The sequence below is a fragment of the Alphaproteobacteria bacterium LSUCC0719 genome (assembly GCA_040839025.1).
In the GTDB taxonomy this organism is placed as follows: domain Bacteria; phylum Pseudomonadota; class Alphaproteobacteria; order Puniceispirillales; family Puniceispirillaceae; genus UBA8309.
On record JBFPJN010000002.1, the window covers coordinates 188,494 to 201,949 of the forward strand.

Annotated in this window: 12 protein-coding genes; 5 read left to right on the forward strand and 7 right to left on the reverse strand. The window is 60.9% G+C overall.

The annotated features are described in order from the left end of the window. Positions 1–67: 67 nt before the first annotated feature. Positions 68–1,381: an aspartate aminotransferase family protein gene (locus tag AB3X55_05595; protein ID MEX0503053.1), complete on the forward strand. Its 1,314-nt coding sequence runs from the start codon at positions 68–70 to the stop codon at positions 1,379–1,381. Positions 1,382–1,439: 58 nt separating this feature from the next. Beyond that, entirely contained in the window at positions 1,440–2,582 is a 1,143-nt protein-coding gene (locus tag AB3X55_05600) for an FAD-dependent monooxygenase (GenBank protein MEX0503054.1), read from the forward strand. A gap of 3 nt (positions 2,583–2,585) precedes the next feature. Here AB3X55_05600 and AB3X55_05605 read toward each other — a convergent pair whose 3' ends face one another. Next, on the reverse strand, positions 2,586–3,686 hold the full coding sequence (locus AB3X55_05605) for a TauD/TfdA family dioxygenase (protein MEX0503055.1): 1,101 nt from the start codon (positions 3,684–3,686) through the stop codon (positions 2,586–2,588). 190 nt (positions 3,687–3,876) lie between these two features. Here AB3X55_05605 and AB3X55_05610 point away from each other — a divergent pair, with 190 nt between their 5' ends. Beyond that, complete coding sequence (locus tag AB3X55_05610) at positions 3,877–4,875, forward strand: rhodanese-related sulfurtransferase (protein ID MEX0503056.1); 999 nt, start codon at positions 3,877–3,879, stop codon at positions 4,873–4,875. On the opposite strand, the gene AB3X55_05615 is transcribed toward AB3X55_05610, so the two are convergent. Together AB3X55_05615 and rpe are read right to left on the reverse strand one after the other, a co-directional pair. Further along, positions 4,872–5,852 carry a glutathione S-transferase family protein gene (locus AB3X55_05615; protein MEX0503057.1) on the reverse strand — a complete coding sequence of 327 codons (981 nt, stop codon included), beginning with the start codon at positions 5,850–5,852 and terminating at the stop codon, positions 4,872–4,874. The two genes, AB3X55_05610 and AB3X55_05615, sit on opposite strands and share 4 nt — an antisense overlap. A gap of 13 nt (positions 5,853–5,865) precedes the next feature. After that, on the reverse strand, positions 5,866–6,534 hold the full coding sequence (rpe, locus tag AB3X55_05620) for a ribulose-phosphate 3-epimerase (protein MEX0503058.1): 669 nt from the start codon (positions 6,532–6,534) through the stop codon (positions 5,866–5,868). A 219-nt stretch (positions 6,535–6,753) separates the two neighbouring features. On the opposite strand from rpe, the gene AB3X55_05625 reads away from it, so the two are divergent. Both AB3X55_05625 and AB3X55_05630 read left to right on the forward strand, forming a co-directional pair. After that, complete coding sequence (locus AB3X55_05625; GenBank protein ID MEX0503059.1) at positions 6,754–7,956, forward strand: acyl-CoA dehydrogenase; 1,203 nt, start codon at positions 6,754–6,756, stop codon at positions 7,954–7,956. A 16-nt stretch (positions 7,957–7,972) separates the two neighbouring features. Next, a complete protein-coding gene (locus AB3X55_05630; protein ID MEX0503060.1) occupies positions 7,973–9,217 on the forward strand; it encodes a CaiB/BaiF CoA transferase family protein in 1,245 nt (414 codons plus the stop codon). Here AB3X55_05630 and AB3X55_05635 read toward each other — a convergent pair. From AB3X55_05635 to speB, 4 genes are read right to left on the reverse strand one after another with little or no spacing between them, the layout of a single operon-like run. Continuing rightward, positions 9,214–10,095 carry a DMT family transporter gene (locus AB3X55_05635; GenBank protein ID MEX0503061.1) on the reverse strand — a complete coding sequence of 294 codons (882 nt, stop codon included), beginning with the start codon at positions 10,093–10,095 and terminating at the stop codon, positions 9,214–9,216. The two genes, AB3X55_05630 and AB3X55_05635, sit on opposite strands and share 4 nt — an antisense overlap. Then, positions 10,092–11,297: an acetylornithine deacetylase gene (argE, locus tag AB3X55_05640; GenBank protein ID MEX0503062.1), complete on the reverse strand. Its 1,206-nt coding sequence runs from the start codon at positions 11,295–11,297 to the stop codon at positions 10,092–10,094. The genes AB3X55_05635 and argE overlap by 4 nt, the downstream gene beginning before the upstream one ends. Beyond that, positions 11,294–12,469: a M24 family metallopeptidase gene (locus tag AB3X55_05645; GenBank protein ID MEX0503063.1), complete on the reverse strand. Its 1,176-nt coding sequence runs from the start codon at positions 12,467–12,469 to the stop codon at positions 11,294–11,296. Before AB3X55_05645 ends, argE begins: the two co-directional genes overlap by 4 nt. A 3-nt stretch (positions 12,470–12,472) precedes the next feature. Further along, positions 12,473–13,441, reverse strand: coding sequence for an agmatinase (speB, locus tag AB3X55_05650; GenBank protein MEX0503064.1), 969 nt, complete (start codon positions 13,439–13,441; stop codon positions 12,473–12,475). Positions 13,442–13,456: the final 15 nt, after the last annotated feature.

Consider the following 13,456-nt stretch of genomic DNA (forward strand, 5'->3'; position numbering starts at 1 on the left):
GTGCCAGTACAGATCGCCAAGTCAAGACGCCCGGCCAGAATGCCCGGCCAACATGAAGGAGACCACCATGTCTTATGATGTGAATTCGCTCGAAGCGCACTGGATGCCTTTTTCCGCCAATCGCGATTTCAAGGCAAACCCACGGATGGTTGTGAAATCCGAGGGCATGTATATGTGGGATTACAAAGGTGGCCAGATCATTGATGGATCATCGGCGCTGTTCTGCACCCCGGCCGGTCATGGCCGTCGCGAAATTGCCGAAGCTGTCTACAGCCAGATGCTGAACAATGACTACTCACCGCATTTCCAGCTTGGTCACCCCGGCTCGTTCGAACTTGCCGAGCGTGTGTGCCGGATGCTTCCCGACACTTTCAACCATGTGTTCTTCACCAATTCGGGTTCCGAATCGATTGATACGGCAATCAAGATCATCCTCGCCTATCAACGCGCCCGTGGACAGTCGCAGCGCAACCGGCTTGTCAGCCGCGAGCGCGCCTATCACGGCGTCAATATGGGTGGTGTGTCTCTTGCCGGCATGGTCCGCAACCGCGAGACCTTTGGCCTGACGCTTCCCAACATCTCGATGATCCGCCACACCTGGACCGAAGAGCAGCGGTTCTCGAAAGGCCAGCCAAAGACCGGCGCGGAACTCGCAATGGATCTGGAGCGGATTGCCGAAAACCTCGGTGGCGGCACGCTGGCTGCGGTGTTCATCGAGCCTGTCGCAGGTTCAACCGGCACGCTGGTGCCGCCGGAGGGATATCTCGAGAAGGTCCGCGAGATCTGTGACAAGCACGGTATGCTGCTTGTGTTTGACGAGGTGATCACCGGTTTTGGCCGGATGGGAACACCGTTTGCGACACAGAAATTCGGCGTCCGTCCCGACATCATCACCATGGCCAAGGCGATCACCAACGGGGCCATCCCGATGGGCGGTGTGGCGGTCACAGACGAAATCTACGACACCGTCGTCAACTCGGCCCCCGGCAATGCGATCGAATTCTTCCACGGTTATACCTATTCGGCCCACCCGGCAGCCTGTGCCGCCGGCATCGCCACCCAGAAGATCTATGAATCCGACGGGCTGTTCGAGAATGCCGCCAATCTGGAGGATTATTTCCTGGATGCCGTGTTCTCGCTTCGTGATCACCCGCTGGTCGCCGATATCCGCGGCATCGGTCTGATGGCCGGTGTCGAGGTGCATGCCGGTGACGCCCCCGGCGCGCGCGGCGGCGAGATGCAAAAGGCGATGTTCTGGAACGGGCTGCATGTGAAATGGACCGGTGACAACGCGATTATTGCCCCGGCCTTTGTGGCCGAGCGCAAGCATATCGACGAAATCATCGACAAGTTCCGCAAGACCCTGGACGAAGCCCTGTAAGCAACGGGGTGGCGTCCAGCTATCAGTACAGGGTGCAACCCACCCATAGGATGTGATCATGGCCCGACTGGCAGTCAGCGGTGGCGGAATCGCCGGTATGGCATCCGCGCTTGCCGCAGCGCAGGCGGGCCATGAGGTCACATTGTTTTCCGGTCGCACCGCACCAAAACCTGTCGGCGGGTTACAGCTGGCACCGAATGGCTGGGCGGCGCTGGCCAGGCTGGGCCTGACTGACCCTGCCACGACGGTGTCGCTTCGCCTTGGCGACATCATGGTGCGATCGCTCGACAGCGGCAGCACCCTGATCCGTCTGCCGCTGCATGATACCTATGCCAGTTTTGACCGTGCGGCGCTTGCCGACTGCCTTGCCGATGCGCTGGCGGCCCAGCCATTGGTGCGGGTTGAGCATCTCAATCTGGAACATATTCATCAGCAGACGAACCAGACCGCTGCCGGGCGGGTCTGTCTGATAGCGGATGACGGGACCAGCGCCAGCTTTGACGGGCTGGTCGCCGCCGATGGCGCGACGGGACCGGGGCGGCGGCATGTGGCACCTTCCCCGGATTCGGCCAGAACCAGCGGCAAAGTCGCCATGCGGGCGCAGATACCGCTTGCCGCCCTGCCGGCCAGCTTTGCGCTTCCGACCAGCAATCTGTGGCTTGGGCGCGGGGTTCATGTGGTTCATTATCCGATCGGCAGCATGATGAATCTTGTTGTCACCCTGCCGGCAGACGGTGCCACCCCCGGATGGCAGGCCCGCCTGTTTTCAGCCCGCAGCCCCCTGGCATGTCTCGCCGATTGTGACGTCGATTGGGCGACAACCCCACTGCCGCCTGCCGGAACCGCCGGATGCTGGCGTCGCGGGTCGGTTGTTCTGGCAGGGGAGGCGGCACACAGCATGCCGCCGCATCTGGCGCAAGGGGCGGGACAGGGACTTCAGGACGCCGCCAGCCTGCGCCACTGGCTTGGCACGAAAGATGATGTTGGCACCGCCTTTTCCGGCTATGCGCGGGCCCGCGCCGGCGACGTGGCGCGCATTGTCCGCAAGGCCGACATATCGGGACGGATCATGGGACTTTCCGGGCCAGCCGCGCAGTTTCGCGACATCGCGCTGAATCTGGGCGGGCCCCGTCTGATGCGGAACTGGCTTGCCGAGGTATGGGCCGCCGACCCGGAGCTGGCAAGCGGCCATAGGCCCTGAAAATCAGGCCAGACCGCACTTGCGAAGGCTGCTTTCGAAATCCTCGCGATTGAGATAGGCGCCCGCCATCTTGCGACGACCGCTGAAGGCACCGCGCCCATGCAGGACACGCCAGTTGTCGAAAATCAGCATGTCGCCCGGCTCCAGCGTATAGCGCCATTGATAGGCCGGATCATTGGCCATGCTGTCAAACGCCCTGATGCCGGCGTAAAGCGCACGCATGTCATCATCGGCAAGTCGCACCGTGTCACGGTCGTAATTATTGAAGGTGACCTGTACCAGCCTGCCGGTTTCATCCAGCCGCAGAATGGGCCGCCGGGCCCGCAATTCCACACCATCGCCCCTGTAGAGGCCGGTAACGCCAATCCGTGTCAGGTCATCATAGACCTGCGGCTGCGTCGCCTGCAGGCTGGCAGCGATACGCGCACCGTCAACCATGATTGATTCGCCGCCTGTGGCGTCGTAATCGACGCACAGCAACAGCTGCAGCCCAGGCGCGTCATGGCTGTATGTGCCGTCCGTATGGGGACGAAGTTCCTTTGGTGTGTAGGCGGAGTCGGCCATATCCTCATTGGCTTCGAATTCGAACAATCCGCCAAAGATGGTCTGCCTGACATAGCCGATGGAATCAGCAACCTGCTGCACCGCATCCAGGGTGCGCGGCGTGCCGGTCAGAACCGCGAATCCATATCTCTGCAATCGCTGCAGAAGCTGGGAGACCCCCTGTTCGCCCGCCAGGGCCTGATGGGACAGGCGGACCGCATCACGGTCGAGGCTGGAGGCATCCCAGGGGTGCGGGTCTGGAAGCTGCATCGGATCACCGGCATGCGCGAATTCGGCGAGAAAGCCGGCTTCATAATGCGCCGCCACATCCAGACCGGGCCATTCAAGGACAAGGCTGTCAGTGCCGTCATCCAGCCAGCCATTCTGCGGCTTGATCGCCGGGTCGACCGAGGCGGTGAACAATTCACGCTGGTGGCTGCGCGAATCATAGCTTACCGGGTCGCGCGCATTGTCACGAAGCCAGAAATAGTCATATGTGGCCGGCCCGCCATTCACGGACAGGCTGAGCTTGTCATCACCGAGAACAAGATCTTTCAACATCGCGCACCTCCCTGCTATGGACAGACACTAACGTTGGCTTGTCCACCGCACAAGCATCTGCAGACGCCCGGTCTTGTCACTTCGCGCCGTGCGATGTACGGTCCGCGCCAAAGAAGACAACCGAAGCGAAGACAACCGAACTATTGACCGGGAGCATCATCGGAGAGTCATGGGCCGGCTTGCAGATGACATGGCAGACGCGTTGCGACGGCTTGGTGTCGACAACCAGCCGGGGTTCGTGATTGCCGCGCTGTACAAATTTGTCGATCTTCCGGATTTCCGCGAAATACAGCCGCGCCTGCAGGCATTGTGCGACGAACACGATATTCACGGCACGATTCTGCTGGCCGAAGAAGGGATCAACGGCACGGTTTGTGGCCCGCGCCACGGCATGCTGGCATTCCTTGACTGGATAGAGCGTGACCGGCGTCTGGAGGGGCTGTCATTGAAATTCTCTGCCGCACCGGAACAGGCCTTTCTGCGTATGAAGGTCCGGCTGAAGCGCGAGATTGTGACTATGGGACGCCCGGAAATCCGGCCGGCCCAGGCCACCGGCACCTATGTCGAACCAGCCGAATGGAACACGCTGATCGATGATCCGGATGTGATGGTGATCGACACCCGCAACCGATATGAAACAGCCATTGGCAGCTTTGCCGGTGCGATTGACCCGCAGACCGACAGTTTTCGCGAATTTCCGGCTTGGGCCGAACATCTGGCTGCCGGTGACGGCGCGCGCCCGAAAAAGCTTGCGATGTTCTGCACTGGCGGCATCCGCTGTGAAAAGGCTAGCGCCCTGATGCAGGATTTCGGGTTTGAAGAGGTTTATCATCTGAAGGGCGGCATCCTTCGCTATCTTGAGGAGATTCCGCGCGAGGACAGCCGATGGCAGGGCGAATGTTTCGTCTTTGACAATCGGGTTGCGGTTGATCACGACCTGAAGCCGGGCCGGCACGCCATGTGCCATGCCTGCCGCATGCCGCTGGCGCCCGAAGACCTGGAAGATGAAACATATGAAGCTGGCGTCAGTTGCCGGCACTGCCACAGCGTGACCGATTCCGAACAGCGGCAGCGCTTTGCCGAACGACAGCGCCAGATCAGACTGGCCCGTGAACGCGGCACCCCGCACCTTGGCGCCGCCGCGCGACGACAGCGCGAAGACCGGAACAAGGACCAGACCAAAGACTAGAGCGCGTCACGCCCGTGCGGGCTGCCAAAATCCAGCTCCGGACCAACAGGCACAATACCTGTCGGATTGAGCGTCGGGTGGCTCCCGTAATAATGCTGCTTGATATGCGCCATCACCACGGTGTCGGCAATGGACGGCATCTGGTACAGGTCGCGAAGATAGGCCGACAGCACCGGATAATCGGCAATCCGCCTGATATTGCATTTGAAATGGCCGACATAGACCGGATCGAATCTGACCAGCGTTGCAAAGAAACGCCAGTCGGCTTCGGTCAACCTGTCACCCATCAGATAGCGCCGGTCTGTCAGACGCAGCTCCAGTCTGTCCAGCGCGTCGAACAGGCGGATGACCGACTCTTCATAGGCGGCGGCGGTTGTGGCAAAGCCGGTGCGATAGACACCGTTATTGATGTTTTCGTAGATGTCGTCATTCACTGTTTCGATGTCGGCACGAAGCTCTTCGGGCCAGTAATCATCCTGATTGCCGGTGAGCCCATCAAAAGCGGTGTTGAACATCCGGATGATCTCGGATGATTCATTCGACACGATGCGGTCCCGCTTGCGATCCCACAATACCGGCACGGTAACCCGCCCCGAGGCCTGCGGCTGGGCCCGTGTATAGACCTGATGCAGGAAGTCGTAGCCGAACAGATCGTCACCATCGGCGCCATGCGGGTCTTGCGCGAAACTCCAGCCATTATCGAGCATCAGCGGATGCACAACAGATACCGAGACATGGTCTGTCAGGCCCTTCAGAAGGCGAAAGATCAATACCCGGTGCGCCCAGGGGCACGCATAGGACACATAGAGATGATATCGCCCGCTTTCTGCCTTGAAGCCGGACTCGCCCGTCGGGCCGGCACTGCCATCAGCGGTGATCCAGTTGCGATGGCGCGCATCCTCACGGACAAAATGCCCTCCGGACCGGCTGGTGTCATGCCAGGCCGTCGACCATTGGCCATCAATCAGCAATCCCATGCCAGACGCCCCGTCAGACCCGCGCGGCGGCGCGGATGGCGTCGATATTGGCGCGATATCCTGCCTCGCCGTCACCTTTGAAAATGGCCGATCCGGCAACCAGCGCATGCGCGCCGGCAGCCGTGACAAGGCTGGTCGTCTCCGGCGTGATGCCGCCATCAACCTCGATGACAATATCGCGTCCGGTGGTCATGTCGCGAAGGGTGGCGATCTTGTCGACCATACCATTGATAAAGGACTGGCCGCCAAATCCGGGATTGACTGTCATCACGAGTATCAGGTCCAGCCTGTCGAGAACATGACGCAGAACGTCGGCGGGCGTATGCGGGTTCAGCGACACCCCGGCCCGGCAGCCAAGATCGCGAATGCGTGCCAGTGTCCTGTCCAGATGCTGGCAGGCCTCGGCATGGACGGTAATGATCTCGGCACCGGCATCCGCATAGGCGTCAAGAAGCGCATCCGGATTCGCCACCATCAGATGCGCGTCAAAGGTCTTGTCGGTAACATGGCGGAGCGCCTTGATGATCGGCGGCCCGAATGTCAGATTCGGCACGAAATGGCCATCCATGACATCCAGATGGATCCAGTCTGCGCCGGCCCGGTCGACAGCCTCCACCTCGTCGGCAAGACGGCTGAAATCCGACGCCAGGATAGACGGCGCGATAATGATTCCTTCGCCCACGATATCCTCCTTGCCAAGACATGGTGACGATGCGTGTTGTCATAGCCGCGTGGCGGCGAAAACTCAACCGAAAGCACCGCCTGGCAGCGCGCGCGGATTACCGGCAGTCCGGCCCTGCACCCACGCCTGACAATAAAGTGTCGCAGGGACTACCCCACCGGGTGCTTTTTCGGCTATTGTTCCCGCTCTGGTTTACCACTCACCAAAGGACGATTGATCATGGAAGGCGTTGTGTCCACGACCAAGCCCGTATTCTCCTGGGAGGATCCGCTCTATCTCGACCAGCAGCTCGATGATGAAGAGCGGATGGTTCGCGATACCGCGCGCCAGTTTGCGCGCGATGTCCTGTTGCCGCGGGTGATCACCGATTTTCGCGAGGAAAGTTTTGATCCGGACGTCATGCGTCAGATGGGTGAGCTTGGCCTTCTTGGCCCGACCATCCCGCATGAATATGGCGGTGCCGGCGTCAACCATGTGTCCTACGGTCTGGCTGCCTATGAAATCGAGGCGATCGATTCCGGCTACCGGTCGGCAATGTCGGTTCAGTCCTCGCTGGTCATGCACCCGATTCATCAATTCGGTACCGAAGACCAGAAACAGCGCTTTTTGCCGCGTCTGGCAACAGCCGAACTGATTGGCTGTTTCGGGCTGACCGAACCGGATTACGGGTCCGATCCGGGCGGCATGGTCACCAAGGCGGTCAAGGTTGAGGGGGGATACCATCTGAGCGGCGCCAAGATGTGGATCTCGAACGCGCCCATCGCCGACATCGCGATTGTCTGGGCCAAGCTTGATGGCGTCATTCGTGGCTTCATCATCGAGCGAGAAACTGCCGGACCGGGATTCGCCACACCGAAGATCGAAGGCAAGCTGTCGCTTCGCGCATCGATCACCGGGTCGATCCAGATGGACAATGCCTTTGTTCCCGACGCCAACATCCTGCCGGATGTGACCGGGCTGAAGGGGCCGTTCTCATGCCTCAACAAGGCGCGTTACGGTATCGCTTGGGGCACCCTTGGTGCGGCACAGTTCTGCTATGATGCGGCCCGCAGTTACACGTTGGAGCGCAAGCAGTTCTCGCGCCCGCTGGCAGCCAACCAGCTGGTGCAGCTGAAGCTTGCCGACATGCATACCGAAATCAGCATTGGTCTTCAGGCCTGTCTTCGCGTCGGTCGCCTTCTGGATCAGGGTAACTGCCCGCCGGAAAACATTTCGACCATCAAGCGCAACAGCTGTGGCAAGGCGCTGGCAATGGCCCGTACCGCACGTGACATGCATGGTGGAAACGGCATTGCCGAAGAATATCATGTGATGCGCCACATGATGAATCTGGAAACCGTGAACACCTATGAAGGTACACATGATGTTCACGCGCTGATCCTGGGCCGCGCCATCACCGGCATTCAGGCCTTTACCGGCTGATTCGGGGATTATTGTCATGACGCAGGGAACCGGGGCGCTGTCGCACCTTCGGGTGCTTGATCTGTCCCGGATTCTTGCCGGTCCCTGGGCAACGCAGATGCTTGGCGACCTTGGTGCCGACATCATCAAGGTCGAACGGCCTGGCACCGGCGATGACACGCGCGGCTGGGGGCCACCCTTTGCCGATACCATGACAGGCGATGCGGCGGCGGATGCGGCTGCACGATCGGCCTATTTCTGTTCCGTCAACCGGAACAAGCGATCGCTGGCCATAGACATCACATCGCCGGAAGGTGGTGCCATCCTTCGCGACCTGATACCGCAATGCGATGTCCTGGTGGAAAATTTCAAGGTTGGCGGGCTGGCGAAATATGGACTTGATTATGACTCGGTGAAGGCCCTGAACCCCCGGCTGGTCTATTGTTCCATCACCGGCTTCGGCCAGGACGGACCGGATGCCGAGCGCGCAGGCTATGACTTCATGATTCAGGGCATGGCCGGGCTGATGAGTGTCACCGGCGAGCCCGACGGCATGCCGATGAAGGTTGGTGTGGCGCTGGTCGATGTTCTGACCGGCACCAACACGGCCACCGCCATCCTTGCCGCGGTGCTGCATGCACAGCGTACCGGCACCGGCCAGCATATTGACATGAGCCTGTTCGACGTCAGTGTCGCCAGCCTTGCCAATCAGGCGCTGAACTATCTCGTGTCGGACGAGGTGCCGGGACGGCTTGGCAACGCGCATCCGAACATCGTTCCCTATCAGGCCTTTGCAACGGCTGACGGACATATCATCCTTGCGGTCGGCAATGATTCGCAGTTTCGCAAATTCTGTGATGTGGCCGGCCTGGACGGGCTGGCCGACAATCCCGATTATGCCACCAACAAGGCGCGGGTGATGAACAGGACCGCCCTGCTGCCGCATATCGAGGCGGCGTTCCGCCGACAGACAACGGACTGGTGGCTGGACAGGCTTGCCACGGTCAGCGTGCCAGCGGGTCCGATCAACCCGATCGACAAGGTCTTTGCCGAACCACAGGCAGTGCATCGCGGGCTTGCCATGAAGATTGACGATGACCTCAATGGCAGCCTTCCCGGCGTCGCAAGCCCGCTTCGCCTTGGCGCGACACCGCCGGTTGCCGCCACCCCGCCGCCCCGTCTGGGTGCCGACAGCCGCACCGTGCTGCGCGATCTTCTGGAGATGGAGCAGGCGCAGATTGATCGTCTGGTGGAAACAGGCGTCGTTGGCGAGCCGTCCTAACGGGGCTGCCGCGTTATCAGTCGGCGGAGATGATCCGGTTCGACAATGATCGCCGCCACCCCGCCTATGACGATGATGCCGCCAACCATCACATGATATCCCGGACGTTCGCCAAGAAAGCTGATCGCCCCGAGGATCGTTGATACCGGCAGAAGCAGCAGCACAGGCATTGCCATCGGCACCGGATAGCGTGCCAGAATGAAATACCAGGCGGAATAGCCGACCACGGTCATGATCACCCCGAGATAGGCAACCGCCATCCAGTCGGCGAGTGACGCGCTGAAAAGCACCGGCACCGGGTTCCCTTCGATCAGGACCGAGGCAAGAAGCATCTGCGGTCCCGCGATCATGCCTATCCAGGCCGTCAGCTGGAAGCCCGTCAGCGCATCACCTAGACGGCGCACCAGAACCTGTCCAAAAGCCCAGAACAGACAGCCGGACAACACCAGGCCGACACCAACCATCTGCCCCTGCAATGACGGGGCGCCGACAATGGTCGCAATGCCGCCAAGCGACACCGCCATACCCAGGATCTGCCGCCGGGTTGGCCATTCGCGAAGCATCAGCGCGGCAATCACACTGCCGAAGACAACCTCTGACTGGACCAACAGGATCGCCGGGGTGGCATCCATTCTGGCAAGACCGGAAAAGGTCAGGCCATATTGCAGGGTGGCCGAGGTCATGGCGATCAGCGTCAGCATACGCCAGTGACCGCGCGGCAATTTCACAAACCAGACAAGGATCAGCGCGGCGATCAGGAACCGCATTCCCATCAGCAGCAAGGGCGGAAAGTGCGCCAGCCCGGCCTTGGCCAGCACAAAGCCAAAGCCCCATGTCAGCGGCACCAGCAGCGCGATCAGCAGATGAAGCGGGGTCACCCACGCACCTTGGCGATGGTCCCGCCCGTCATTTCGGCAAGCAGCCTGTCAAGAAATGTCAGCCCCTGGTCTATCGCCAGTTCGGTAATGAATTCATCGGGCTGATGCATCTGCGCCATGCCGCCCGGCCCAATGACGATGGTATCCATGCCGGCCTGCTGGAAGAACGGGCCGTCCGTTCCGAAGGACACCACCTGCGGCGGCTCATTTGTCCACAATCTGCCGATCAGTTCAGCCGCCGGAGAGGGTGACTGGGCCTTCAGAGGCGGCACATCCGACAGCATCCGGGTGGTGATATCACAGCTTGGGTCGGCTGCCGTCATGGCCGGGCGCAGATCGCTGTCGATGAACTTCACGACGCGGTCATACAGCCGATGCGGATCTTCGCCTGGAAGGGCTCTGATCTCCCAGTCGATGCGGCATTCCCCGGCAATGATGTTGCGCGCCTCACCGCCAGTGACGGTCCCGACCGACAATGTCGAACAGGGCGGATCGAATGGCGATCCCGGCATCGGACTGGCTGCGCATTCTGCCGCCAGCCCGTCAATAAAACCAATCAGCCGTGCCGCCACATAAATGGCGTTGACGCCGGCCGCCGGGCGCGAGGCATGGCCGGCCGCACCACGGATATGCGTAACAAGCTCCATAATGCCCTTGTGCCCGTTGAAAGGCTGCATGCCTGTCGGTTCGCCAATGACGGCAAGGCGCGGTGTTACCGACCTGGCAGCAAGGAAGGCCGGCATCCGCTGGGCACCAAAGCTGCCGATCTCCTCGTCAAAGGTAAAGGCAAGATAAAGCGGCTCGACGAGATCCTCGGCCCGCGCCTGAAATGCCGGCACCATGGCAAGCGCCATCGCAAGGAACCCCTTCATGTCAACGGCACCGCGACCGATCAGCCGGCCTTGCTGGCGGCGCAGCGTAAAGGGATCCCCGCTCCATCCGTCGGCCGCCGCAGGCACGACATCAAGGTGCCCCGACAAAAGTACGCCGCCATCGCCAGCCGGGCCAATTCTGGCCAGAAGATTGAAGCGTGACCCATCTTCATGCGCATCACGATATGTCTCGACACCCAGTTCGGACAGATAGGATTCGATGTAGGAGACAATATCGTCATTCGGTTGCAGACTGACGCTCTGATAGCCGACAAGATCAGCCAGCAGCGCGATTGCCGCCTCGCGGGTGGGATGGGTGGATGGCGTCATGCCGGCACGACATGAACCTGCTGCGGGAAATCACACATCCGCAGACAGTCATTCCTGCGGACATGCAATGTTTCGCTGAGTTCCATCCCCCAGTCATCCATCCACATGCCAAGGATGATATGCACCACAGCATCTTCAGGCACAATAGTCGTCTCGCCGGGGCGGAATGACAATGTGTGTTCACCCCAGTCCGGGGCATAGGCAGCGCCAATCGAATAGCCGATACGGCTTGGTTTTTCGAGACCGTAACGATCAAGGACACGCTGCCAGGCGGCATGAACGTCACCGGCGACGGCGCCGGCCTTCAGACTGTCCATCACCGCTGCCATTCCTTCCTCGACCGCCGCTGCCGTGCGCTGAAGATCGTCGGGCGGTGTCCCGATATGCACTGTCCGCGCAAGACCGACATTGTAGCGCCGAACGCAGGCACCAAGCTCGAAGGCGATTGTCTGACCCGGCTCCAGCGGCGCGTCGGTCCATAGCGGGTGCGCCGTTGCCGCCGCCTCGCCGGCAAGGATCAGCGGATGAATGGCTGGCATGTCGCCGCCCTGCTCCGGCGTGCCACGGATCTGGGTCGCCACGACATCAGCCATCAGATCACATTGGCGAACCCCGGCGCGCGCGCCATCCCAGGCTGTCCTCATCGCCGCTTCGGCAACTCGCGCCGCCCGGCTCATGATCTCGATTTCAGCCTCGCTCTTTATCAGCCGCTGCCAGTTGACAAGAAGGTCGGCATCAACGAATTCAGCGTCGGGAAGACCCGCCTGAAGCGTCGCCAGCGCACGAGGCGAAAGAAAATAGCTGTCGCTTTCATACCCTGTGCGGGCACGGCCAAATCCCCTGTCCACCATCCAGGCGGCGATATGCGCCATCGGATGCGTGTCCGGTCGCTGGACCAGCGTTTCAGGATAGGGAACGAGTTGCGCATCGCTCAGATAGGTGGTGAATTTCGCCGCGCCGGCATCCATCAGCCTGCCCATCCAGAACGGCCCGTCATGAAGATCAACCAGCATCACCTGCGGGGTGTAGAATGACCAGGCATCATAGCCGGTCAGCCAGTTGATATTCGACGGATCGCCAATGACCAGCGCTTCCAGACCCCGTGACTCCATTTCCGCGCGCACCCTGGCGAGGCGGCCTGCATATTCGGCCTTGGTGAAAGCAGGTGCCATATTTCACTCTCCGTCCCGGTAGGCGACGCCAGGCAGAACACACAGCATCTCATAGAGAAGGTTGGCCGCCAGCAATGCCGTATTGCCCTGCGGATCATAGGGGGGCGACACCTCGACAAGGTCGACCCCGACAAGTGACAGGCCACGGCAGCCCCGGATGATCTCGAGCGCCTGGATTGGCGTCAGGCCGCCAATTTCCGGGGTGCCCGTGCCGGGGGCAAACCCCGGATCAAGGGAATCGATATCGAATGTCAGATAGACCGGCCCAGTACCGATCGCCGCGCCAATGCGCGCCATCAATGGTGCCGCCGATTGATGCCACAGTTCCTCGGCCTGGATGACGGTGAACCCCTTGTCCCGCGCCCAGTCGAAATCCTCGGCCGTGTAGCCGGTGCCCCGAAGCCCGATCTGACAGGTCCGGTGCGGGTCGATCAGCCCTTCTTCGAGCGCGCGCCTGAATGGTGTGCCATGCGCGATGGCCTCGCCGAACATGTGGTCATTGATGTCCGCATGCGCATCAACATGGATCAACCCCACAGGCCCATGACGCCGCGCAATGGCGCGAAGCACCGGAAGAGTCAAAGTATGGTCGCCGCCAAGCGTCAACGGAATCACGTCATGCGCCAGCACATCGTCATAGAAAGCGGTGATGCGATTCACCGAATCCTTCAGATCGAACGTGTTGATCGGCACATCGCCAAGGTCACCGACGCGCAGCGAATCAAAGGGCGCAGCGCGGGTCCACATGTTGTAGGGGCGCAACATGACCGATTCAGCCCGAATCTGTTTCGGCCCGAACCGTGTTCCCGGCCGGTTCGAGGTGCCGACATCAAGCGGGATACCGATGAAGACCGCATCCATACCGGCAGCGCTGTCGACAGCGGGAAGACGCATCATCGTTCCCGGTCCGGCAAAGCGTGGCATCTCGTTGCCACCCAGCGGTTGCGGATAGTCGGCTGCCTTGTCACTCATCTCGCGATGCCCCAC